General features: G+C 41.2%; 22 protein-coding genes. 21 read left to right on the top strand and 1 reads right to left on the bottom strand.

Features of this window, described 5'->3' with window-relative positions; genetic code table 11:
* Positions 1 to 141 precede the first annotated feature (141 nt).
* From rpsF to GMD3S_RS0208430, 16 genes are all read left to right on the top strand, one after another.
* Entirely contained in the window at positions 142 to 432 is a 291-nt protein-coding gene (gene rpsF / locus GMD3S_RS0208510) for a 30S ribosomal protein S6 (RefSeq protein WP_001151783.1), read from the top strand.
* Between the two features lie 11 nt (positions 433 to 443).
* Positions 444 to 914 carry a single-stranded DNA-binding protein SsbA gene (gene ssbA / locus GMD3S_RS0208505; RefSeq protein ID WP_000609596.1) on the top strand — a complete coding sequence of 157 codons (471 nt, stop codon included), beginning with the start codon at positions 444 to 446 and terminating at the stop codon, positions 912 to 914.
* A 31-nt stretch (positions 915 to 945) separates the two neighbouring features.
* Complete coding sequence (gene rpsR, locus GMD3S_RS0208500) at positions 946 to 1185, top strand: 30S ribosomal protein S18 (RefSeq protein ID WP_000068664.1); 240 nt, start codon at positions 946 to 948, stop codon at positions 1183 to 1185.
* Positions 1186 to 1544: 359 nt separating this feature from the next.
* Entirely contained in the window at positions 1545 to 2054 is a 510-nt protein-coding gene (locus GMD3S_RS0208495) for a GNAT family N-acetyltransferase (protein WP_000858591.1), read from the top strand.
* A gap of 440 nt (positions 2055 to 2494) precedes the next feature.
* Complete coding sequence (wecB, locus tag GMD3S_RS0208490; protein WP_000734436.1) at positions 2495 to 3643, top strand: non-hydrolyzing UDP-N-acetylglucosamine 2-epimerase; 1149 nt, start codon at positions 2495 to 2497, stop codon at positions 3641 to 3643.
* A 6-nt stretch (positions 3644 to 3649) separates the two neighbouring features.
* Entirely contained in the window at positions 3650 to 4429 is a 780-nt protein-coding gene (locus GMD3S_RS0208485; RefSeq protein ID WP_000800615.1) for a hypothetical protein, read from the top strand.
* Between the two features lie 142 nt (positions 4430 to 4571).
* Positions 4572 to 5882 carry a glycosyltransferase family 2 protein gene (locus tag GMD3S_RS0208475; protein ID WP_000625492.1) on the top strand — a complete coding sequence of 437 codons (1311 nt, stop codon included), beginning with the start codon at positions 4572 to 4574 and terminating at the stop codon, positions 5880 to 5882.
* An 8-nt stretch (positions 5883 to 5890) separates the two neighbouring features.
* Complete coding sequence (locus tag GMD3S_RS0208470; protein WP_000856182.1) at positions 5891 to 6994, top strand: glycosyl hydrolase family 8; 1104 nt, start codon at positions 5891 to 5893, stop codon at positions 6992 to 6994.
* A gap of 122 nt (positions 6995 to 7116) precedes the next feature.
* A complete protein-coding gene (locus tag GMD3S_RS0208465) occupies positions 7117 to 8517 on the top strand; it encodes a bifunctional Cof-type HAD-IIB family hydrolase/peptidylprolyl isomerase (RefSeq protein ID WP_000338990.1) in 1401 nt (466 codons plus the stop codon).
* Between the two features lies 1 nt (position 8518).
* The gene (locus GMD3S_RS0208460) at positions 8519 to 8878 is read left to right on the top strand and encodes a S1 RNA-binding domain-containing protein (protein WP_000689620.1); all 360 of its coding nucleotides are present in this window, start codon (positions 8519 to 8521) and stop codon (positions 8876 to 8878) included.
* Positions 8879 to 8931: 53 nt separating this feature from the next.
* Positions 8932 to 9681, top strand: coding sequence for a tRNA1(Val) (adenine(37)-N6)-methyltransferase (locus tag GMD3S_RS0208455; RefSeq protein ID WP_000657018.1), 750 nt, complete (start codon positions 8932 to 8934; stop codon positions 9679 to 9681).
* Positions 9671 to 9955: a GIY-YIG nuclease family protein gene (locus GMD3S_RS0208450; protein WP_000349631.1), complete on the top strand. Its 285-nt coding sequence runs from the start codon at positions 9671 to 9673 to the stop codon at positions 9953 to 9955. Before GMD3S_RS0208455 ends, GMD3S_RS0208450 begins: the two co-directional genes overlap by 11 nt.
* Before the next feature lie 85 nt (positions 9956 to 10040).
* The gene (locus GMD3S_RS0208445; RefSeq protein ID WP_000036034.1) at positions 10041 to 10976 is read left to right on the top strand and encodes a manganese-dependent inorganic pyrophosphatase; all 936 of its coding nucleotides are present in this window, start codon (positions 10041 to 10043) and stop codon (positions 10974 to 10976) included.
* Between the two features lie 85 nt (positions 10977 to 11061).
* On the top strand, positions 11062 to 11574 hold the full coding sequence (locus GMD3S_RS0208440; protein WP_000892269.1) for a YiiX/YebB-like N1pC/P60 family cysteine hydrolase: 513 nt from the start codon (positions 11062 to 11064) through the stop codon (positions 11572 to 11574).
* The gene (locus GMD3S_RS0208435; RefSeq protein WP_000614464.1) at positions 11558 to 12208 is read left to right on the top strand and encodes a DUF1803 domain-containing protein; all 651 of its coding nucleotides are present in this window, start codon (positions 11558 to 11560) and stop codon (positions 12206 to 12208) included. The genes GMD3S_RS0208440 and GMD3S_RS0208435 overlap by 17 nt, the downstream gene beginning before the upstream one ends.
* 101 nt (positions 12209 to 12309) lie before the next feature.
* The gene (locus tag GMD3S_RS0208430; RefSeq protein ID WP_000051178.1) at positions 12310 to 12510 is read left to right on the top strand and encodes a CsbD family protein; all 201 of its coding nucleotides are present in this window, start codon (positions 12310 to 12312) and stop codon (positions 12508 to 12510) included.
* Positions 12511 to 12547: 37 nt separating this feature from the next.
* On the opposite strand, the gene GMD3S_RS0208425 is transcribed toward GMD3S_RS0208430, so the two are convergent.
* Positions 12548 to 13993, bottom strand: coding sequence for a UDP-N-acetylmuramoyl-L-alanyl-D-glutamate--L-lysine ligase (locus GMD3S_RS0208425; RefSeq protein ID WP_000590277.1), 1446 nt, complete (start codon positions 13991 to 13993; stop codon positions 12548 to 12550).
* 105 nt (positions 13994 to 14098) lie between these two features.
* Between GMD3S_RS0208425 and GMD3S_RS0208420 the strand changes: the two genes are divergently transcribed.
* The 5 genes from GMD3S_RS0208420 to GMD3S_RS0208400 form a co-directional block, all read left to right on the top strand.
* Positions 14099 to 15721: a putative polysaccharide biosynthesis protein gene (locus GMD3S_RS0208420; protein WP_000064204.1), complete on the top strand. Its 1623-nt coding sequence runs from the start codon at positions 14099 to 14101 to the stop codon at positions 15719 to 15721.
* Between the two features lie 202 nt (positions 15722 to 15923).
* Positions 15924 to 17882 (top strand): peptide ABC transporter substrate-binding protein, encoded by a 1959-nt coding sequence (locus tag GMD3S_RS0208415; RefSeq protein WP_000748546.1) that lies wholly within the window; start codon positions 15924 to 15926, stop codon positions 17880 to 17882.
* Between the two features lie 145 nt (positions 17883 to 18027).
* Positions 18028 to 19122, top strand: coding sequence for a cystathionine gamma-synthase (locus GMD3S_RS0208410; RefSeq protein ID WP_000031948.1), 1095 nt, complete (start codon positions 18028 to 18030; stop codon positions 19120 to 19122).
* A gap of 7 nt (positions 19123 to 19129) precedes the next feature.
* Positions 19130 to 20296, top strand: coding sequence for a MalY/PatB family protein (locus GMD3S_RS0208405; protein ID WP_000521341.1), 1167 nt, complete (start codon positions 19130 to 19132; stop codon positions 20294 to 20296).
* A gap of 92 nt (positions 20297 to 20388) precedes the next feature.
* A partial coding sequence (locus GMD3S_RS0208400) for a DEAD/DEAH box helicase (protein WP_025172980.1) occupies positions 20389 to 23373 on the top strand: 2985 nt, incomplete at its 3' end.

Genomic DNA, 23373 nt, shown 5'->3' with positions numbered 1-23373 from the left:
AAAAGAAGATATTTTCATCTTCTTTTTTCACTTTTATCTTGCTATCTATCAGTTTTTCTAGTATAATAGTTTATTGTGAGCAAACCTCACTTACCCCTTGCAAAGACTAGGGGTCATTAGACCAAAAGGAGGAACATATCAATGGCTAAATACGAAATTCTTTATATCATTCGTCCAAACATTGAAGAAGAAGCGAAAAACGCTTTGGTAGCACGTTTTGACTCTATCTTGACTGACAACGGTGCAACTGTTGTTGAATCAAAATCATGGGAAAAACGTCGTCTTGCATACGAAATCCAAGATTTCCGTGAAGGACTTTACCACATCGTTAACGTTGAAGCAAACGACGACGTAGCTCTTAAAGAGTTTGACCGTCTTTCAAAAATCAACGCTGACATTCTTCGTCACATGATCGTCAAACTTGACGCGTAAGAAGGTAAATTATGATTAACAATGTTGTACTTGTAGGGCGTATGACACGTGACGCTGAGTTGCGTTATACCCCATCAAATGTAGCAGTTGCGACTTTTACTCTTGCAGTAAACCGTACATTCAAGAGTCAAAATGGCGAACGTGAGGCTGATTTTATCAATGTCGTTATGTGGCGCCAACAGGCTGAAAATCTTGCTAACTGGGCTAAAAAAGGCTCTCTTATCGGGATCACAGGTCGTATCCAAACTCGTAGTTACGATAACCAGCAAGGACAACGTGTCTACGTAACAGAAGTCGTGGCTGAGAATTTCCAAATGTTGGAAAGCCGCGGAGTGCGCGAAGGACATACAGGTGGGGCTTATTCTGCACCAACTGCTGGTCAATCGGCACCTGCAAACCCAGTACCAGACTTTTCACGTTCTGAGAATCCATTTGGAGCAACCAATCCATTGGACATTTCAGATGATGATTTACCATTTTAATGGACAATTAATACTATAAAGGAGAAAAAACATGGCTCAACAACGTCGTGGCGGATTCAAACGCCGTAAAAAAGTTGATTACATCGCAGCAAACAAAATTGAATATGTTGATTACAAAGATACTGAGCTTCTTAGCCGTTTCGTTTCAGAACGTGGGAAAATCCTTCCTCGTCGTGTAACAGGAACTTCAGCTAAAAACCAACGTAAAGTAACAACAGCTATCAAACGCGCACGCGTAATGGCTTTGATGCCTTTCGTAAACGAAGATTAAAAAAGAGGTCCAGTGGACCTCTTTTTCATGAGCTTGAAAATAAGAAAGCGAATTAAGACCCGGGTGGGTCTTTTTTTACGAGCATGGAAATGAGAGAGCGAGTTGAGGTCCAGTGGACCTCTTTTTCATGAGCTCGGAAATAAGAAAGCGAATTAAGATCCATATGGGTCTTTTTTTCACGAGCCTTGAAATGAGAGAGCGAATTGAGGTCCAGTGGACCTCTTTTTCAGATTTTTATAGGATTTTGTTAGAAAGGATTCCCTGTTGACCTAGTAAGATTCTTTTGTCTTACTAGGTTTTTTCTTTTAATCTTTATTATCGTGCTATAATGGTAGGAGAAAGCTATAAAGGAGCAGCTTATGAAGACGACATGTTCAATTAGAAAAATGCAAGAATCTGACATACAAGAACTATCTCGAGGATTTATCAGCCAAGGTTGGCCAAGTAGAGAGGAGATTTTAACTCGATACTTTAAGGAGCAAGAAAGTGGGGAGAGAGAAGTCTTAGTTGCAGAGGTTGAGGGTGCTTTAGCGGGTTATATCACAATTTTGTCCTGCGCTAAGCAGGGGCCTTTTGCAGAAATCTATCCAGAACTCTCAGATTTTAATGTCTTTGAACCTTTTCAAAATCAAGGTATTGGAAATCTCTTGCTGGAAGAAGCAGAAAAACAAGTTAGGCTCATATCGGATAAGGTGACCCTTGGTGTTGGGCTCCATTCAGGGTATGGACCTGCCCAGAGATTATACATCAAACGAGGCTATATTCCAGATGGGACGGGTGTTTGGTATCAGAACCATCAACCGGCCATGAATGCGGTTTGTGAAGATATCGGAGAATTGGTCTTGTATCTGTCGAAAAATTTGTTTTAAGACAGATTTTATAAGGTTTAAATTTTAAATATAGTAAACAACAATCACAGTCCCTTTTTCATTCGAAAAAGGAATTTTTTTGTTTGAAATTGTTTGATTTATTCCTCAAAGTGGTAAAATATAATTGTTTGAATTATCAAGATAAAAATAAATATCAAAAAAAACATATAAGGTTTAGTTTTTTTAAATACGGATTCTTTTGAAAAGTCTTAAAATTTCCTAAAATAAGGCTTTTTAAAGGTTGTAAATAATATTGTTACAAAAAGGTTACAAATTGTTAAAATTAAATTAAATGCAATAATATAATTTGGAAAAAATTTGACATATAAATTAATTGACGGTAAAATAATTAAGATAATCAAATTAATTGATTTGCGCAATAATTCGATATAAAGATTAATCTGATGTGTCAAATTTTATTATAGTAGAAGGATAGCGTAATGAAGAAACTGAAAGTGATGGTTGTTTTTGGAACACGACCAGAAGCTATTAAAATGGCCCCTTTAGTGTTAGAATTGCAAAAACATAGTGACAGCATTGAGACGATCACAGTTGTGACAGCTCAGCACCGTCAAATGCTTGATCAAGTTCTTGAAACGTTTAGCATCGAGCCACATTATGACCTGGATATTATGGGGAAAAATCAATCCCTCTTAGACATTACTGGAAAAATTTTAGAAAAGTTTGATCCAGTTGTTAAGCAAGAACTTCCAGATATAATTCTTGTTCATGGAGATACAACAACAACTTTTGCAGCAAGTTTAGTTGCTTTCTATAATCAGGTACGAATCGGCCACGTTGAAGCTGGCCTAAGGACATTTGATAAGTATTCTCCTTTCCCAGAAGAAATGAATCGTCAGATGACTGATAACCTAGCGGATCTCTATTTTGCTCCAACTAGTGAGAGTAAAGAAAATCTCCTCAAGGAAAATCACCCTGAGTCTGCTATTGTCATTACGGGAAATACAGCCATTGATGCCTTGAAACTAACCGTTCAATCGGATTACTATCATGAAGTTTTAGATCAATTGGATCCAGATAAGAAACTTGTATTAGTAACCATGCATCGTCGTGAGAATCAAGGTCAACCAATGAGAAATGTCTTTGCAGCTTTACGTGAGATGGTCGATCTTCATCAGGAAATTGAAGTTGTTTATCCTGTTCACCTTAGCCCTGCTGTGCAAGAAGCAGCAAACGATATCTTAGCTGGTCACGATCGTATTCACTTGATTGAGCCTTTAGATGTACTTGATTTTCATAATTTGGCTTCAAGAAGCTATTTTATCATGACTGACTCTGGAGGTGTTCAGGAAGAGGCGCCTTCTCTCGGCAAACCTGTCCTTGTCCTTCGTGACACAACGGAACGTCCAGAAGGAGTAAGAGCAGGTACGTTGAAGCTAGTTGGTACGGATCCAGTACGTGTGAAAGAAGCGATGGCAGCACTCTTAACAGATGAAACTCTTTATAGACAAATGTCTCAGGCACCAAATCCTTATGGAGATGGAAGAGCCTCTGAACGAATCGTACAATCCATTCAACAGTACTTTGGGGCAGCGACTTCTGTATCGGAATTCAAAGGGGGGAAATAAGATAAAATGAAAAATTGGAGTCAATTTAAAAACTGGCTTATGGCTTTGCTTGCTTGTGAGGTCATTCTTTTGGTGCTTTGTTTTTTGTATGCTCGAGCAATCATTTTAGAACAAATCTTTTTTTTAGCTTTAGCCTTGTTTGCAGTGTTGGTATTATCTGACCTTTTGCTTACTTGGACCCTTATCTTAGCATTTGGTTTTGGACTTATCGTTTTGGTTGCGGGTGTGGTTTATATCCCGATCATTCAACTGGTCTTTTTATTAATCAGTTTTCCTCTTTTGATTGGGATTCTACTTAAGGTTCGTTATTATTTCTTCAAGGTGGCCTCAAAGGTACAAGAACAGGAAGACGAAGCGCGAGCAGATTACCAAGCGATGGTCACTGAACAAAGTGATGTTACGGTTCAATCTCTATTGATTCATTGGGCACATGAAGATTTGTTCTTCCAGATTAAACCGAAAGAACATAACCAGATGCTCAGTAGCATTCAAGAGGTAATTGCTCAGGAATTGAGCTACAATGATAAACTCTATTACGTTTCGGATGGTAATTTTCTCGTTCTATCCAGTAAAAGCCAACATTCTTTGAAGGAACTTTATTTGAATGGTTTGCAGGAGAAACTGAGCAGTTTAGTTTTTCATGGAGAAGATGGCAATCAAGGAATTCAGTTCCAAACAGGCTATTTGGTGATTAACTCTGATAATAAAGATAAATACCAAGACTACGCGGATGTCGCCAGTCATCTCAAACGTCAACTAGAGACAGATGTAATTGTGGAATATTAGGAGGGGAACATGACTTTAACCGAACTATTTTTTGGTATTGCTTTGGGACTCAGTCTCGCCTTTGGCATTTGTTTTATCATACTATTTATTGCATACAATATTCTTTACCATCGAGTAAACAAAAATTTTAAGGCGGTGAATCATGATTAGTCAAATGTTAATGATTTTTACCTTGCTTACAATTTGGATTTCTCTAGCATGGGGCTTGGTAATTCTCTTTTCGGCAGTACACTTTTGGTTTAAACACAGTGATTTTCGTGTAGACACTTCGCCTCTACCTTATTATCCTAAGGTAACGATTGTTGTTCCTGCCCATAATGAGGATGTGGTTATTGCCCAAACGGCAAAAGCTATCTTGGATATGAACTATCCTCACGACCGTGTGGAGTTGCTCTTGTTTGCGGATAACTGTTCGGATAACACCTATGCAGAATGTTTGTCTGTACAAGCCATGCCTGAATATGCAGGAAGAAATCTAACCATTATCGACCGTACTGGTACGGGAGGAAAAGCGGGCGTTCTAAACGATGCTTTGGAGATGGCAACAGGCGAATACATCTGTGTTTATGATGCAGATGCCATGCCTGAAAAAAATGCTCTTTATTTCCTTGTCAAAGAAGTTATGAAGGATCCAGAACGTCATGTGGCATCTTTTGGCCGCAACAAGACTCGAAACGCCAACCAAAATTTCTTGACTCGTTGTATCAACCAAGAGATCGTTGTTACTCAGCGCGTGCACCACGTTGGGATGTGGCATCTCTTTAAAATTGGGCGTATCCCAGGAACCAACTTTATCATTCAAACCGACTTTGTAAAGAGTATCGGTGGTTGGAAAAATGGTGCCTTAACTGAGGATACCGATATTTCCTTCAAAATCATGCAGAGTGGTAAATTGATTGCCCTTGCCTATAATTCAGAGGCTTTCCAACAAGAACCTGAGACCTTAAAGAGTTACTATATGCAGCGGAAACGTTGGGCGAAAGGAAATTATGAAGTTGTTCTCTCGAACTTTAAGCATTTATTTGGCAGAGCAAACTGGCGCGTTAAACTAGAAGTCTTTAACTATTCTTGTGTTTTCTTTTGGTTTAACTTTGCTATTGTTCTTTCGGATTTGATTTTCCTAGCGAATGTGCTAGCGATCTGTCTTAATCTTTTCTTCCCAGATGTCAGGGTTCCATTTGCTTTTGATGCGGACAATATCTACATCGCTCAGCTCATGCTCTTTAACTGGATTCTCATGATTGGTCTCTATTTGATGCAAATTATGACAGCATTGGCAAGTCAATTTGGACAAGCAACAACTAAACAAATCTGGTTAGCCCTGGCAGCCTATTTCTCTTATGCACAGATGTTTATCGTTGTATCCGTTGATTCCATTTCTTCAATCGTGCTGGATAAAGTACTCCGACGAAAAGAAACCAAGTGGGTTAAAACCAAGCGATTTGCAGGATAGGAGGTTCTATGAAAACGAATAAATTAAAATATGTCTGGTTTGTGCTCATCCTTTCTATCTTTTGTTTAGCCTTGTTTTTAGCAAGAGGAAGGACTAAAATCGAGATGCGTAATCGAATTTACAGCCAATGGAGCCAGCAGTTCCTTGTTACAAAAGGCAATCAGTCTTATGTTCGTACGACGAGTGATTCGGAGGGAACAACAGTTCTATCTGAAGCCCAAAGTTATGGCATGCTCATAACGGTTTTAGCAGCCCAAAAAGGGCAAGCGACACAAGCAGATTTTGAGAATCTTTATCGCTATTACCAAAATCATCGTATCGAGGGAACGCAGTTGATGTCTTGGAAGCAAGTGATCACAAATAGTAGTGAAACGGTTGAGAAGCAAAACGCAACTGATGGAGATCTCTACATCGCTTATTCTTTGATTGAAGCTGCCAAGCAGTGGCCGGATAAGGCGCAGGAATACCAAGAGCAAGCTAAAAAAATCTTAGAAGATATTCTTCGATACAATTACAATGAAGAGACAGGTGTTCTGACAGTAGGGAACTGGGCCAACAAGGATTCCGATTATTATTACTTGATGCGGACGTCTGATACTCTTCCTCGCTATTTCCAATCTTTCTATGACCTGACTGGAAACAAACAGTGGTTAGACGTTAAGGATAAGATGCTTGGGCAACTGGAGCAAATCAGTTCTCATTCTGATACGGGTCTCTTGCCAGACTTTATCTGGGCTGAGAAGTCAGGGGCGCACCTTGTTGATGCCAACACTATCGAATCTCAATACGATGGGGCTTATTCTTATAACGCTTGTCGTTTGCCATATCACTTGTCTCAGAGTCAGGATGAAAGAAGCCAAAAACTCGTTCAAAAGATGATGGATTTCTTTATGAAAGAGCAACGTATTTATGCTGGTTATGACTTGAATGGAACTGCCCTCAATCAATACCAGGCAGGTAGTTTCTTGGCACCGATTACCTATGCGTCTGACAAGGGAGAAGGCTATCTGAAACTTCTTCAGCAAAATAAATACATTTTCACACAAGATTTACCTTTGGACAACTACTATGATGCAACGATGATTACCATGATTGCTCTAGAGATGTTCTAGGATGAAAAGAGAGGGCTAGTTTTACGAGCTCTCTTTTTGATAGGATTTTCATCTTTTTTCAAAAAAGGAATTTCATCAGCTTTATGGTATAATGGAAAGAGTGATGGAAAAGAGGTAGAGAGATGGATGCGAAATTAAAATACAAGGCAAAGAAGATTAAAATCGTCTTTTTTGATATTGATGATACCTTGCGTACGTCAAAGACAGGTTTTATTCCAGCTACAATTCCTACTGTTTTTAAACAGTTGCGTGAAAAAGGAATTTTAACAGGAATCGCCTCTGGACGTGGTATTTTCGGTGTTGTTCCAGAGATTCGTGAGCTCAAGCCGGACTTTTTTGTAACCCTAAATGGGGCCTATATAGAAGATAAAAAAGGCCAGGTCATTTATCAGCATCAGATTGAGAAGTTAGATGTTGAGGAGTATGTCTCTTGGACGAAGGAAGAGGGAATTGAGTACGGCCTGGTTGGTAGTCATGACGCCAAACTCTCCACGCGAACAGAACTGATCAGTGAGGCTATTGATCCCATTTATCCAAACTTGGATGTGGATCCAGATTTTCATGAAAAAGCGGACATTTACCAGATGTGGACCTTTGAGGAAAAAGGGGATGACTTGCACCTACCAGAGTCTTTATCAGATAAACTTCGCATGGTGCGTTGGCATGAACATTCATCTGATATCGTGCCGATTTCAGGTTCAAAAGCCACAGGTGTAGCCAAGGTGGTGGAGCATTTAGGCTTGAAACCAGAGAATGTCATGGTCTTTGGAGACGGTCTCAATGACTTGGAACTCTTTGATTATGCTGGAATCAGTATTGCTATGGGAGTTTCCCATGAAAAAATCAAAGAAAAAGCAGATTATATTACAAAAACAGTAGAAGAAGATGGCATTTTTGATGCCTTAGAAGGATTTGGTATGGTAGAAAAAGAATTGCATTTCCCACAAGTAGACATTGAAACAGTAGAAGGTCCGTTGGCGACTATTAAGACAAATCACGGAGACTTGCGTATCAAGCTCTTCCCTGAACAGGCTCCCAAAACAGTAGCCAACTTTGTTGCTCTTTCAAAAGATGGCTACTATGATGGTGTTATTTTCCATCGTATTATCAAGGACTTTATGATTCAAGGTGGAGACCCCACTGGTACTGGTATGGGTGGTGAGTCCATTTATGGACAAACTTTTGAAGATGAATTTTCAGAAGAACTCTATAATGTTCGTGGCGCTCTTTCTATGGCCAATGCGGGTCCAAATACCAATGGAAGTCAGTTCTTTATCGTGCAAAACCAACACTTACCGTACTCTAAGAAAGAGATTGCGCGTGGTGGTTGGCCTGAACCAATCGCTGAGATCTATGCAGAACAAGGTGGAACTCCTCACCTTGATCGTCGCCATACTGTTTTTGGGCAATTGGTAGATGCAGAATCATTTGCGGTCTTGGATGCCATTGCGGCTGTTGAGACTGGTGCAATGGACAAGCCAGTTGAAGATGTGGTAATTGAAACGATTGAAATTGAGGACTAGAATGAAAATTGGTGATAAGCTAACTGGGCGTATTACAGGAATTCAGCCCTATGGTGCCTTTGTTGAGTTAGAGACAGGGGTGACAGGGCTGATTCACATCTCGGAGATTCGGACGGGATTTATTGAAAATATCTATGACATTTTAAAAATTGGCGATGAAGTCCAAGTTCAGGTGGTGGATTTTGACGAATACACTGGGAAGGCTAGTCTTTCTATCCGTACCTTGGAAGAGGAAAAACATCAATTGCCAAGACGGAGACGTTTTTCAAATGATCGGATCAAGCACGGTTTTGCACCACTTGGGCGAATGATGCCTGTTTGGACGCGTGAGGCACTAGAGTATTTAAAGAAGAAGCCATAAATACGATTATTTAAATCGTTTGTAATATTAACATCATTTGTTATAATAAAAGTATGAAAGAAGAACAATTATTAAAACCAGGAGAGCGAATCAATCAGCTCTTTTCGACAGATATCAAAATCATCCAAAATAGAGAGGTGTTTAGCTATTCGGTGGATAGTGTTCTTTTATCACGCTTTCCTCGCTTCCCTAAACGGGGTTTAATTGTGGACTTTTGTGCTGGAAATGGTGCAGTGGGACTTTTTGCTAGTTCACGTACTCAGGCGCGGATAATATCTGTAGAGATTCAGGAGCGCTTGGCGGATATGGCAGAGCGTTCGGTTCAGTTGAATGGCTTGGAAGAGCAGATGCAGGTCATCTGTGATGATTTGAAAAATATGCCTGCCCACATTCAGGGAAGTAAGGTGGATATGATTTTGTGCAATCCGCCTTATTTTAAGGTGGATCCGCATTCCAATCTGAACGAGAGTGAACATTACCTTCTGGCCAGACACGAAATTACGACTAACCTAAAAGAAATTTGCCGTAGTGCTCAGAGTATTCTCAAGTCTAATGGCCGTTTGGCCATGGTTCATCGTCCAGATCGGCTCTTGGATATCTTAGACATGCTTCAACGCCATAATTTAGCACCCAAGCGCCTGCAATTTGTCTATCCTAAACGTGAGAAGGAGGCTAATATGCTCTTAATCGAAGCTATCAAGGATGGATCGACCAGTGGCTTTAAGGTCTTGCCACCACTCATCGTTCACAATGATGATGGTTCTTATACACCAGAAATTCAAGAGATTTACTATGGATCATAAGGCCTATATGTATGTGGTGGAGTGTCGCGACGGTTCTTACTATACGGGCTATACAACGGATGTGAAGAGGCGCCTTGCCGTTCATAATAGTGGTAAGGGAGCCAAGTATACCCGAGCTCGCTTGCCAGTCAAACTCATCTATGTAGAGGGTTTTGCCAGTAAGGAAGAAGCCATGTCTGCCGAGGCTCTCCTCAAACGAAAGAAACGTCCTCAGAAAGAACGATTTTTATCTGAAAATCAAGAGAAAAATCTAGTCAACCATATTGATGTCTAAGGAGGAGTCTTTTGGCTCCTCTTACTTTTGTCAAAAGAGGAAAAAAGTGCTACAATAAGATGAATAAATTTAAAGAGGTATTATCATGTCTAAGATTCTAGTATTTGGTCACCAAAATCCAGACTCAGATGCCATCGGGTCATCTGTAGCCTTTGCTTACCTTGCAAAAGAGGCTTATGGATTGGACACAGAAGCAGTAGCACTTGGAACTCCTAATGAAGAAACAGCCTTCGTTTTGAACTATTTTGGTGTAGAAGCACCACGCGTCATCACATCTGCTAAAGCAGAAGGTGCAGAGCAAGTCATCTTGACTGACCACAATGAATTCCAACAGTCAGTGTCAGATATCGCTGAAGTAGAAGTTTACGGAGTTGTGGATCACCACCGTGTGGCTAATTTTGAAACTGCCAGCCCACTTTACATGCGCTTGGAACCAGTTGGATCTGCGTCTTCAATCGTTTACCGCATGTTCAAAGAACACGGTGTAGCAGTTCCTAAAGAAATCGCAGGTTTGATGCTTTCAGGTTTGATTTCAGATACCCTTCTTTTGAAATCACCAACAACTCACCCATCTGATAAAGTCATTGCTCCAGAATTGGCAGAATTAGCAGGCGTCAACTTGGAAGAGTACGGTCTTGCTATGCTCAAGGCTGGTACTAACTTGGCAAGCAAATCTGCTGAAGAATTGATTGACATCGATGCTAAGACCTTTGAACTCAATGGAAATAAGGTTCGTATTGCCCAAGTCAATACAGTTGATATTGCTGAAGTCTTGGAACGCCAAGCAGAAATCGAAGCAGCAATGCAAGCAGCTAATGCAGCAAACGGCTACTCAGATTTTGTCTTGATGATTACAGACATCGTCAACTCAAACTCTGAAATTCTGGCTCTTGGATCAAACATGGACAAGGTGGAAGCAGCTTTCAATTTCAAACTTGAAAACAACCACGCTTTCCTTCCAGGTGCTGTTTCACGTAAGAAACAAGTGGTGCCTCAGTTGACTGAAAGCTTTAATGCTTAAAATTTTGGGTATTATTTCAAAATAGAAAACAGTGTTTTCCATATAGCTAAAGGGGTTTCGGCTCCTTTTTTTCTAGGAGAGAAAGATGTTAGAAAATGGTAATTTGATCTTTGTGAAGGATCTTTCAGATATGGGGCAGGCCATCCAGGCTTCTACGGGGAACTATAGTCATGTAGCCATCTTTTTGGACGGTTTCATCTACCATGCTAGTGGGCAAGCAGGTGTCATCTGTCAAGAACCGGCTGAATTTTTTGAACCGACTCATCTCTACGATCTTTATGTCTATCCAGAGCTGGAAGCTGACTTGGTGATGGAGAAGGCTTACCAGCATCTAGGTGCTCCTTATAATAGCTCGTTTTATCCAGATGGGTCTGGCTTTTACTGCTCCCAGTACATCGCTGAAATCCTACCGATTTTTGAAACTATTCCCATGAAATTTGGGGATGGGAAGCAGGAGATTAGTGATTTTTGGAGGGAATATTACAGGAAACTCGAACTTCCTGTGCCTCTGAATCAACCAGGGACCAATCCTAGTCAACTAGCAGCATCCCCTCTTTTAGAATGTAAAGAAAGGAATCTTCATGATTCAGATTTTTAACCCATCTCGTTTGACTCGACACCCATTTTTTATAGATTTGGTGGACTATCTGGACCAGCATGACGATGTGATTCTCCGAGAAATCAAGGCTCAGTTTCTAGATGTAGCAGTTGATAAACTCATGGAAGAGTATATTAAGGCCGGTTTGATCCGAAGGGAAAACAAACGATATTCCCTTAATCTCCCTTTTCTAGAATCGATAGGTAATCTATCCCTTGACCAAGAAATTTTTGTCAGAGAGGATAGTCCAGTTTATCAAGCCTTGTTGGAGAAGAGTTTTGAGACAGAATTGTGCAATCAAACCAATGCCGCCATTTTAGTCGAACGTACGGACTTTGCAAGAGAAAAGATGACTCTATCCAACTATTTCTACAAGGTCAAGAATCAATATCCTTTGACAGAAAAACAGCAGGAACTCTATGCCATTTTGGGAGATGTCAATCCTGAGTATGCCCTCAAGTATATGACGACCTTTTTACTGAAGTTTCTCAAAAAAGATCAATTAATTCAGAAACGTCGTGATATCTTTGTGGACAGTTTAGTCGTTCTAGGCTATATTGTTCAAAATGAAGCTGGAAAGTATGAGCTGACTGTTGATTTCGACAAGGAACGGTTGACTTTCTATTTATCTTAATTGCTTCATTTTGAGCAGATTGTTTGACTTTACTAAAGAATAAGCATAAACTGAATGTAAGCGATAACGTTTATCGTATTAAAAGCAAAGGAGACAGAGCTATGTCACTTGAAAATAAATTGGATCAAGCAACTGGTGCTATCAAAGAAGGATTTGGTAAAGTTACTGGCGATAGCAAGACAGAAGCAGAAGGTGCTGTAGAAAAAACAGTTGCCAAAGCCAAAGAAGTTGTTGAAGATGCTAAAGGTGCTGTAGAAGGTGCCGTTGAAGGTCTTAAAAACTCATTTAAGAAAGAAGACTAAAAAAAATCAAGGGAAAACTTCCCTTGATTTTTTGATTTTATAGATAACGTTCTGCGACAGTTGCATCTCCAGGATAGGCTTCTTTCACTCCATTGACGATCTGGTAGCAATCAGCTCCCTTACCTGCAATAATCACAGCATCGAGTGCTTGGTCTGTGATGGCCAATGCTGCTTGGATGGCTTGTTCGCGATCGGTAATCTTTTCAACAGGATGACTGATATAGCTACTGATTTCTTCAGCAATGGCCATTGGATTTTCATAGTTGGGGTCATCCGCAGTTAGAAAGACTTGAATCTCAGGATGTTGATTGAGGAGGAGACCAAAGTCTTTGCGACGACTTTCCCCCTTGTTTCCTGTAGAGCCAAGAACCAGAGCGATTTTCCCAGTTTGATGAGTTTCAACCACATTGATGAGTTTTTTCAGACTGTCCCCGTTGTGGGCATAGTCGATGAAAACCTTGGCTCCATTTTTCTGTGTGAGGACTTCCATACGACCAGGAACGCGGGTTGCAGCGATTCCTTTTTTGATGTCCTCAAGACTAGCTCCAAGACGGAGGCAGGCAAGTCCTGCAGCAACGGCATTTTCTTGGTTGAAGTGTCCAATCAACTGGATATCATAATCTCCAGCAAGTTTACCAGTGGCTGAAAAGCTAAAGGCTTTGGAGTTCTCGATTTGGTTGTCTGACTTACTACCATAGAAGTCATGGTCTTGATCTTCCACTTGTTCTTTCAATACAGAAAAGTGGTCCATGTCGCTATTAATGACAACTGCTCGGCTATTTTTCATCAAGAGACGTTTGTGATAGAAGTAGTCTTCAAAGCTAGGATGCTCAATCGGACCGATATGGTCAGGAGTGATGTTAAGAAAGACACCTACATCAAAGGTCAGACCATAGACTCGATGAACAAGATAGGCTTGGCTAGAGACTTCCATTACAAGATGGGTTCTTCCATTCTTAACAGCCTGAGCCATCATGTCGAAAAGATCGATATTTTCAGGCGTTGAGAAGGAAGATTTAAAGAAGGTCTCGCCATCCAGAGTTGTGTTCATAGTTGACAAGAGAGCTGTTGGGTAGCGTTGAGATAGGATGTGGTAAGCAAAGTACGCTGCTGTCGTCTTTCCTTTTGTCCCTGTGAAAGCGAGAATTTTGAGTTTCTCTTGTGGATTACCATAGAATTCCATCGCAATCAAACTCATGGCTTTCTTGATATCGTTCACAATGATGACGGGGATACCGACTTCGTAGTCCTTTTCTGCGACATACCAAGCTAAGCCCTGACTTATAGCGGATAGGAGGTATTCTTTTTTAAAGGCAGCACCTTTTGCAAAAAAAAGAGTCCCTTCTTTTACTTTTCGGCTGTCATAACTGATGCTATCAAAAACAACTTCACTGTAGTTGTAGTGGTAATGTCCTTGGTCAATAATCTCGCGAAAAAGGCCATCTTTCTTTAAAATATCTAATACGGTTTCAATCTTAATCATACTTTCTATTATAAACTTCACGCCCGAATTTTACAAGTAACAAGGAAAAGTTTATAATGGAAGATAAGGAACTTTTCCTAGTTATCAAAATTGAATGAGGAAACTATGTCTAACGAAAACAATCACCAGCAAGCCCAGATGTTGCGAGGGACTGCTTGGCTAACAGCTAGTAACTTTATTAGTCGCCTCCTTGGTGCTATCTACATTATTCCCTGGTATATCTGGATGGGGACTTATGCCGCCAAGGCAAATGGACTCTTTACCATGGGCTACAACATTTACGCCTGGTTTTTGCTGATTTCGACAGCGGGTATCCCAGTTGCGGTCGCCAAACAAGTGGCTAAGTACAATACCATGCGAGAAGAAGAGCATAGCTTTGCCTTGATTCGGAGTTTTCTAAGCTTTATGACGGGCTTGGGCTTAGTCTTTGCTTTGGTCTTGTATCTCTTTTCTCCCTGGTTAGCAGATTTGTCAGGTGTGGGGAAAGACCTGATTCCCATCATGCAGAGCTTGGCTTGGGCGGTCTTGATTTTCCCATCTATGAGTGTCATCCGAGGATTCTTCCAAGGGATGAATAACCTCAAACCCTATGCTATGAGTCAAATCGCCGAGCAGGTGATCCGTGTTATCTGGATGTTGATGGCAACCTTCTTCATTATGAAGATGGGTTCTGGTGACTACTTATCAGCCGTTACCCAATCGACCTTTGCGGCCTTTGTGGGGATGGTGGCAAGTTTTGCAGTTTTGATCTACTTCCTTGCTCAAGAAGGTTTGCTTAAAAGAGTTTTTGAAACACGGGATAAAATCAATAGTAAGCGACTCTTAGTCGATACGATCAAGGAAGCCATTCCATTTATCCTGACAGGATCAGCCATCCAACTCTTCCAGATTTTAGACCAGATGACCTTTATCAATAGTATGAAGTGGTTTACTAACTACAGCAATGAAGACTTGGTTGTCATGTTTTCTTATTTCTCTGCCAATCCTAATAAAATTACCATGATTTTAATCTCTGTGGGAGTTTCAATTGGGAGTGTCGGCTTGCCGCTGTTGACGGAAAACTATGTAAAAGGCGACTTACCGGCAGCAGCTCGCCTAGTCCAAGATAGTCTCACCATGCTCTTCTTATTTCTACTGCCGGCAACGGTTGGAGTGGTCATGGTAGGGGAGCCTCTTTATACAGTCTTTTACGGTAAGCCAGATAGTCTGGCCATGGGCTTATTTGTCTTTGCAGTTTTGCAGTCTACTATCCTAGGCTTGTATATGGTCTTGTCTCCTATGCTTCAGGCTATGTTCCGAAACCGCAAGGCAGTTCTTTACTTTATCTATGGTTCCATTGCTAAGATCGTCTTGCAATTGCCAACCATTGCTATTTTCCATAGTTACGGTCCCTTGATTTCAACGACTATCGGCTTGATTATTCCGAATGTCCTGATGTACCGAGACATCTGCCAGGTAACGGGTGCTCGTCGAAAGATAATCTTGAAGCGAACCATTTTGATTACCATCTTGACCCTTGTCATGTTTATCCTAGTTGGCTTCTTGCAGTGGCTACTCGGTTTTGTCTTCCAACCAAGTGGACGTTTTTGGAGTTTCCTTTATGTGGCTCTCATCGGAGGGCTTGGAGGAGGTCTTTATGGTTTGATGAGCCTACGGACACGACTCTTGGACAAGATAATCGGCAAAGCTCAAGCAGACCGACTACGTACACGATTGAAAATATCGTAAAAAGATTTATAAATAAAAGCATTGAATTTAACCTTTCTTTAACAGAAAGGTTTTTATACTACATTTTTCTTAAAAAAAGAGAACTTTTTCTAAAATCAAGAGCAAAAAATATGCTTTTTTAAGTTTTTCTTCAGAAATTACTTGACTAAATAAAACCAAAGCTGTATAATAAGACAAAACTTTTAAACAGGAGGTTCTGGAAATGAAAAAGTCTAAGGCCAAGTATCTGACACTTGCAAGTGTCGTGTTAAGCGCAGGTATCTTACTGAGCGCATGTGGAAATTCAAGTAGCGCTACTAAAACATATAACTATGTTTATTCGAGCGATCCATCTAGTTTGAACTATCTTGCAGAAAACCGTGCAACAACCAATGACATCGTGACCAATTTGGTGGATGGGTTGATGGAAAATGACCAATACGGTAACTATGTTCCATCATTGGCAGAGGATTGGACTGTTTCTCAGGACGGTTTGACCTATACTTACAAATTACGTAAGGATGCAAAATGGTATACTTATGAGGGTGAAGAATACGCCCCTGTAACGGCCCAAGACTTTGTGACAGGTTTGAAATATGCTGCTGATAAAAAATCCGAAGCCTTGTACCTTGTTCAAGACTCTGTAGCAGGTTTGGATGACTATATCAACGGGAAAACAACTGACTTTTCAACTGTCGGTGTTAAGGCGATTGACGACCAAACAGTTCAGTACACTTTGACACGTCCAGAATCTTATTGGAATTCTAAAACAACTTCAACCATTCTCTTCCCTGTCAATGCAGATTTCTTAAAATCAAAAGGGGATGACTTTGGTAAGGTAGACCCTTCTAGTATTTTGTACAATGGACCTTTCTTGATGAAATCTTTTGTTTCAAAATCTGTTATCGAATTCAAGAAAAATCCCAACTACTGGGATGAAAAAAATGTCTTTGTGGATGGTGTGAAATTGGCCTATTATGATGGTAGTGACCAAGATGCACTAGCACGTAACTTTGTAGAAGGAGTCTATAGCTACGCGCGTCTCTATCCAAATAGCTCAAGCTTTGAAGGCATTAAAGAGAAGAACAAGGATAACATTATCTATAGTATGCAAAATGCAACTTCTTATTACTTGAACTTCAACTTGGACAGAAAATCTTATAACTTCACTTCTAAGTCCTCAGATATCGAAAAGAAATCAACCCAAGAAGCCGTTCTGAATAAAAACTTCCGTCAAGCCTTCAACTATGCTTATAACCGTACAGCCTATGGAGCACAATCTCAAGGGGAGGACGGAGCAACGAAGATTATTCGTAATTTGGTTGTACCTCCAACATTTGTAAGTATCAACGGAAAAGACTTTGGCGATGTTGTTTCAGAAAAGATGGTCAACTATGGCCAAGAATGGCAAGGAATCAACTTTGCGGACGCGCAAGATCCATACTACAATCCTGACAAGGCTAAAGCTAAATTTGCAGAAGCTAAGAAAGAATTGGAAGCTAAGGGTGTGCAATTCCCAATCCACTTGGATGTATCTGTAGACCAATCAGCTAAAAAAGGTGTACTTGAAGCAAGCTCTTTGAAACAATCCATCGAATCTGTTCTAGGAGCTGAGAATGTGGTTATCGATATCCAACAGCTATCAACAGATGACTTTGACAACTCTAGCTACCTAGCTCAAACTGCAGCTCAAAAAGACTTTGATATCTATAATGGCGGTTGGAGTGCGGACTACTTGGATCCATCAAGTTATCTTGATATCTTAAATGTCAATAACGGTGGTATGTTGCAAAACATTGGTCTAGAACCAGGTGAGGTCAATGACAAGGCTAAGGCAGTTGGTCTGGATACTTACACTCAAATGTTAGAAGAAGCGAACAAGGAGCAAGAACCAGCAAAACGTTATGAAAAATATGCTGAAATTCAAGCTTGGCTCGTTGATAGCGCCCTTGCAATTCCAAACGTTTCTCAGGGTGGAACACCGACCTTAAGAAAGACAGTTCCATTCTCATCGCCATTCTCACAAGCTGGAAATAAGGGTGTCGAATCATACAAGTATCTCAAGTTACAAGATAAGACTGTAACGGCTGATGAGTATGAAAAAGCTAAAGAAAAATGGCTGAAAGAAAAAGAAGAATCAAATAAAAAAGCCCAAGAAGAACTGGCAAAACACGTTAAATAACCAGTCTATTCAACAGGAAAAACGATAGTTTCTCAAGGAACTATCGTTTTTATATAGTTTGAAACTATAACTAGCTCTTGAAAACAAGAAAATGAGTTAGTGAAAATAAGTGGTACAATAGTTACTATAGATTTGGAGGTATTGTATGAGCAAAGAACTACACATCAACACAATTTTGGCCCAGGCTGGGATCAAGTCAGATGAGGCTACAGGTGCCTTGGTAACACCGCTTCATTTTTCAACCACTTATCAGCATCCAGAGTTCGGTCAGTCTACGGGATTTGACTATACTCGTACCAAAAACCCAACTCGCAGTAAGGCGGAGGAAGTCTTGGCGGCAATCGAATCAGCTGATTATGCCTTAGCGACAAGCTCAGGTATGGCTGCGATTGTACTGGCCTTTAGTGTTTTTCCAGTGGGAAGTAAAGTCTTGGCTGTGCGTGATCTGTATGGGGGTTCTTTCCGTTGGTTCAACCAAGTCGAGCAGGAAGGTCGTTTCCATTTTACCTATGCCAATACAGAAGAAGAGCTGATTGCTGAGTTAGAGAAAGATGTGGATGTTCTCTATATTGAAACTCCAACTAATCCCTTGATGTTGGAATTTGATATTGCCAAACTAGCCAAACTAGCTCATGCCAAGGGTTCCAAGGTAGTGGTAGACAATACCTTCTACAGTCCGATTTATCAACGTCCGATTGAAGACGGTGCGGATATCGTTCTTCATTCTGCCACCAAGTACTTAGCAGGGCACAATGATGTCTTAGCTGGGGTGGTTGTTACTAATAGTTTAGAACTATATGAGCAACTGTTCTATAATCTCAATACGACAGGTGCGGTCTTGTCACCATTTGATAGTTATCAGTTGATTCGTGGTCTTAAAACTCTGCCTCTTCGTATGGAGCGTTCTACAGCCAATGCCCAAGAAGTGGTTGCTTTTTTGAAGGATTTACCTGCTGTCAAGGAAGTGCTCTATACTGGACGTGGGGGTATGATTTCCTTTAAAGTAGTGGATGAAAAACGTATTCCTCATATTTTAAATAGCCTCAAGGTCTTTTCATTTGCGGAAAGTTTAGGTGGGGTTGAGAGTCTCATCACCTATCCGACAACTCAGACTCATGCGGATATTCCAGCAGAAGTGCGCCGTTCCTATGGCTTAACAGATGACCTCTTGCGCTTGTCTATTGGGATTGAGGATGCTAGAGATTTGATTGCGGACTTGCGCCAAGCTATGGAAGGATAAGATAGATATGGGAAAATATGATTTTACAAGCCTGCCCAATCGTTTTGGTCATCATACCTATAAATGGAAAGAAGCAGAAGCTGACCGAGAAGTTCTACCAGCCTGGATAGCAGATATGGACTTTGTGGTTTTGCCTGAGGTTCGACAAGCTGTACAAGCCTACGCAGATCAGTTGGTCTATGGCTATACTTATGCAAGTGATGATTTGATTGAGTCGGTTCAGGACTGGGAAGCTACACAACATGGGTATCACTTTGACAAGGATGCCCTCGTCTTTATCGAGGGAGTGGTACCGGCCATCTCAACAGCTATTCAAGCCTTTACAAAAGAGGGAGAGGCGGTTCTGATTAACACACCGGTCTATCCACCTTTTGCCCGCAGTGTCAAACTGAACAATCGCAGATTGATTACCAATTCTTTGGTGGAAGAGGATGGGCTGTTTGAGATTGACTTTGACCAGTTGGAGAAGGAATTGGTGGAAGAGGATGTGAAGCTTTATATCCTTTGCAATCCCCACAATCCTGGTGGACGTGTTTGGGAAAAGGAAGTGTTAGAAAAGATTGGTCATCTCTGCCAAAAACACGGTGTTTTGCTTGTTTCAGATGAGATTCACCAAGATTTGGCCCTCTTTGGTCACAAACACCAGTCATTCAACACCATTGATCCCGCCTTTAAAGACTTTGCCCTTATCCTGAGCAGTGCCACTAAGACCTTTAATATTGCTGGGACAAAGAATTCCTATGCAGTTATTGAAAATCCAAAGCTTCGTGTGGCTTTCCAAAAACGCCAGTTGGCCAATAACCAACATGAAATCTCAGGCTTGGGGTATTTGGCGACAGAAGCTGCCTACCGTTATGGTAAGGACTGGTTAGGAGAACTAAAAGAAGTTATCGAGGACCACATTAACTATGTAGTGGATATTTTGGGCAACGAAACCAAGATTAAGGTCATGAAACCACAAGGAACTTACTTGATCTGGCTTGATTTTTCAGCCTATGATCTAACGAATGACCGCTTGCAAGAGCTTTTGAAGAATGAAGCCAAGGTTATCTTGAACCGAGGTTTGGACTTTGGAGAGGAGGGAACCCTTCATGCCCGCCTCAATGTGGCTATGCCGAAGTCAGTACTGGAAGAGGTTTGCCAACGCATCATGACCACTTTTGCTACACTTTAAAAATCCAGCCTTCTAGGAGAAAAGTCTTCCTAGAAGGCTATTTTCGTAGGGGAAAATGTGGTATAATGAAAAGATAAGATAAAGGGGTAACTATGGCTAAATTGATTCCGGGAAAGTTGCGCATGGAGGGTGTTACACTCTATGAAACAGGCAACATTGAGATTATCAAGGAAAAAGGGAATCGCCTCTATACTTGTGTGGCGGGAGAAGACTTGCGCTACAGTTTAGAGGATGATCTGGTTTTTTGTGCTTGCGATTTTTTCCAAAAAAGAGGTTACTGTGTTCACCTCGCAGCGCTCGAGCATTATCTGAAGAACGACGAAGAAGGCCAGGTGATTTTACAAGCCTTAGAAAAAGGACATGAAGAGCAAGAAGAGGTCGAAACCAAGGTTGGTTTTGGTGGTAGTTTTTTGGAGCGTATCCAACCTCAGAAGCGAGAGAAAATCTACACTTTGTCGGCTCAAGGCCAGGTAGAGGCTGGAACCAATCGCCTCCTTTGGACCCTCCGAATCGGTTTAGTTGATAGTCAAAAATATTATGTCATTCGTGACATCCCACTCTTTTTGAAGGTCTTAGTCCATCGAAAGCCATATATGATTGGGAAACACTATGAAAATGACTTGTCTTGGGATGCTTTTGATACAGCTAGTCAAGAAGTTCTTACTTTTTTATGTGGCTTGATTGAGGAGGGACTGAGTCAAGAGCTCTTTTTCCCCAATCAAGGTCGTCACCTCTTTTTCCCTCTGACCTTTTTTGAGCAGGGAGTGGAGTTGCTGATGAACTTGGAAGATTTTCATTTTGAACACCAGATTACTAGTTATGAAAATCTTCTCTTTCATGATTTAGATCCCGATGCGGAACTGTTCTCTTTTTCTGTGCAGGAGTTTCCCGATTATTTTGAGATGGAGATTTCTGAAAGTGAGCGAGTTAACGTATTCTATGGAGGGGCAGTTCTCTTTCGTAAGGGGAATCTTTATCTCTTAAACCCTAAACAAATCAGCCTCCTAAAGGAAATCAAAGAGCTCCCTCAGGAGGAAAGAGGGAGAAAACGCCTCCAGTTTGACAACAGTGATCGTGACCGTCTGGCCGCCTGTCTTCCTTTGTTTGGACAGCTGGGCACAGTTTCTGCTCCTGAGCGCTTGCAAATCAGACCCTTTTCACCAATCTTTTACTTTGATAGGGAGGATGACGGTCGCATCCGCTTGGATATCCAGTTTGACTATGGAGATGTTAAGGTGACGAGTCGTCAACAGCTGGAACAATTACCTTTTTCAAGTGATGCCGTCTTGGAAAACCAACTATTTCAAGTCTGTTTAGGAGCTGGTTTTGAGGCTGATTTTCAGTCTTGGAGACATGCTTTGAAGCCAGAGGCAGTTTATTCTTTCTTTCACCATACGATTCCAGCTTTTGAGAAGTTGGGTCAGGTTTTCTTGTCTGATGAGATGAATCAGCTCTACAGCGTCCAAGCTCCTCAGGTTCAGATTGAGTCCAAGGGAGGATTATTGGAAATCCAATTTGATTTCCAAGGGATTGCCCAAGAAGAGATTGACCAAGCTCTTAAAGCCCTGACCAGCAATCAGGATTTCTATATCAGTTCTTCTGACCAAGTGTACTTTTTTGATGAGGAAACCAAGCAGATTCGTCAAAATTTGCAGGAACTGGGGGTTGAGCTAAAAGATGGTTCTTTTCAGGCGCGAAAATCTCTGGCTTATAGCCTTTCTCAGCTTTTTGAAGGTCGAGATAGGATCTCCTTCTCAGAGGAATTTCAGCATTTAGCTCATGATTTGACTCATCCAGAGGATTTTCCTTTGGGAGATATACAGGTTCAGGCGAGTTTGAGAGATTATCAGGAAAAGGGTGTTCGTTGGCTCCAGATGCTTCATCACTATGGCTTTGGTGGCATCCTAGCCGATGATATGGGACTGGGAAAAACATTGCAAACCATTGCTTTTTTGACTAGTCAGGTGACAGAAGATAGTCGGGTCTTGATTTTAGCGCCGTCAGGTTTAATCTACAACTGGGCAGATGAATTCAGGAAATTTGCCCCACAGTTGGATTTGGCTGTCGTTCATGGTTTGAAAGCGAATCGAGAAGCGATTCTTTCTGAAAATCACCAAATCTATGTGACTAGCTATGCCACCTTTCGTCAAGACAGCGAGCTTTATCAAGAGATGGCTTTTGATTTTCTCTTCTTAGATGAAGCCCAGGTCATGAAAAATGCCCAAACCAAGATTGCTCAGAGTTTGCGCCAGTTTGTGGTGCCGGCAGTCTTTGCTTTGTCAGGTACGCCTATTGAAAACCATTTAGGAGAGTTGTGGTCTATCTTTCAAATTGTGCTTCCAGGACTCTTACCAAGTAAAAAGGAGTTTATGAAATTACCGGCTGATCGAGTCGCGCAGTTTATCAAGCCCTTTGTCATGAGGCGTAAGAAAGAAGAAGTTCTTACAGAACTGCCTGATCTGATCGAAGTCGTCTATAAAAATGAACTGGAAGACCAACAGAAGGCTATCTATCTAGCCCAGTTGCAACAGATGAGAGACCGCCTAGCGCAAGTGACCGATCAAGAATTCCAGAGAAGTCGGGTAGAAATCTTATCTGGACTCATGCGTTTGCGTCAAATCTGCGATACGCCAGCTCTCTTCATGGACGATTACCAGGGAGCTAGTGGTAAACTCGATAGTCTCCGAGATTTATTGCTACAAGTGGCTGATGGTGGGCATCGGGTCTTGATTTTCTCCCAGTTCAAAGGAATGTTGGAAAAAATCGAGCAAGAACTCCCAGACTTGGGCTTGACCTCCTTCAAAATCACAGGTTCAACTCCTGCTCATGACAGACAAGAGATGACCAAGGCCTTTAATCAGGGAGAAAGAGACGCCTTTCTCATCTCTCTGAAGGCAGGTGGTGTTGGTCTCAATCTAACGGGAGCTGATACGGTTATTTTGGTTGACCTTTGGTGGAATCCCGCTGTCGAAGCCCAGGCTATCGGACGTGCCCATCGTATGGGACAGGAGCAGAAGGTAGAGGTTTATCGCTTAATTACAAAAGGAACCATTGAAGAGAAAATCCAAGAACTTCAA

Source organism: Streptococcus sp. GMD3S (genome assembly GCF_000298695.2).
GTDB lineage: Bacteria > Bacillota > Bacilli > Lactobacillales > Streptococcaceae > Streptococcus.
Note: the sequence above shows the minus strand (reverse complement) of the source record. Positions and strands in the feature narration are given on the sequence as shown.

Bases quoted from the DNA above. Each gene is read 5' to 3' on its own strand.
- rpsF (WP_001151783.1), top strand. From the start codon at position 142: ATGGCTAAATACGAAATTCTTTATATCATTCGTCCAAACATTGAAGAA.
- ssbA (WP_000609596.1), top strand. From the start codon at position 444: ATGATTAACAATGTTGTACTTGTAGGGCGTATGACACGTGACGCTGAG.
- rpsR (WP_000068664.1), top strand. From the start codon at position 946: ATGGCTCAACAACGTCGTGGCGGATTCAAACGCCGTAAAAAAGTTGAT.
- GMD3S_RS0208495 (WP_000858591.1), top strand. From the start codon at position 1,545: ATGAAGACGACATGTTCAATTAGAAAAATGCAAGAATCTGACATACAA.
- wecB (WP_000734436.1), top strand. From the start codon at position 2,495: ATGAAGAAACTGAAAGTGATGGTTGTTTTTGGAACACGACCAGAAGCT.
- GMD3S_RS0208485 (WP_000800615.1), top strand. From the start codon at position 3,650: ATGAAAAATTGGAGTCAATTTAAAAACTGGCTTATGGCTTTGCTTGCT.
- GMD3S_RS0208475 (WP_000625492.1), top strand. From the start codon at position 4,572: ATGATTAGTCAAATGTTAATGATTTTTACCTTGCTTACAATTTGGATT.
- GMD3S_RS0208470 (WP_000856182.1), top strand. From the start codon at position 5,891: ATGAAAACGAATAAATTAAAATATGTCTGGTTTGTGCTCATCCTTTCT.
- GMD3S_RS0208465 (WP_000338990.1), top strand. From the start codon at position 7,117: ATGGATGCGAAATTAAAATACAAGGCAAAGAAGATTAAAATCGTCTTT.
- GMD3S_RS0208460 (WP_000689620.1), top strand. From the start codon at position 8,519: ATGAAAATTGGTGATAAGCTAACTGGGCGTATTACAGGAATTCAGCCC.
- GMD3S_RS0208455 (WP_000657018.1), top strand. From the start codon at position 8,932: ATGAAAGAAGAACAATTATTAAAACCAGGAGAGCGAATCAATCAGCTC.
- GMD3S_RS0208450 (WP_000349631.1), top strand. From the start codon at position 9,671: ATGGATCATAAGGCCTATATGTATGTGGTGGAGTGTCGCGACGGTTCT.
- GMD3S_RS0208445 (WP_000036034.1), top strand. From the start codon at position 10,041: ATGTCTAAGATTCTAGTATTTGGTCACCAAAATCCAGACTCAGATGCC.
- GMD3S_RS0208440 (WP_000892269.1), top strand. From the start codon at position 11,062: ATGTTAGAAAATGGTAATTTGATCTTTGTGAAGGATCTTTCAGATATG.
- GMD3S_RS0208435 (WP_000614464.1), top strand. From the start codon at position 11,558: ATGATTCAGATTTTTAACCCATCTCGTTTGACTCGACACCCATTTTTT.
- GMD3S_RS0208430 (WP_000051178.1), top strand. From the start codon at position 12,310: ATGTCACTTGAAAATAAATTGGATCAAGCAACTGGTGCTATCAAAGAA.
- GMD3S_RS0208425 (WP_000590277.1), bottom strand. From the start codon at position 13,993: ATGATTAAGATTGAAACCGTATTAGATATTTTAAAGAAAGATGGCCTT.
- GMD3S_RS0208420 (WP_000064204.1), top strand. From the start codon at position 14,099: ATGTCTAACGAAAACAATCACCAGCAAGCCCAGATGTTGCGAGGGACT.
- GMD3S_RS0208415 (WP_000748546.1), top strand. From the start codon at position 15,924: ATGAAAAAGTCTAAGGCCAAGTATCTGACACTTGCAAGTGTCGTGTTA.
- GMD3S_RS0208410 (WP_000031948.1), top strand. From the start codon at position 18,028: ATGAGCAAAGAACTACACATCAACACAATTTTGGCCCAGGCTGGGATC.
- GMD3S_RS0208405 (WP_000521341.1), top strand. From the start codon at position 19,130: ATGGGAAAATATGATTTTACAAGCCTGCCCAATCGTTTTGGTCATCAT.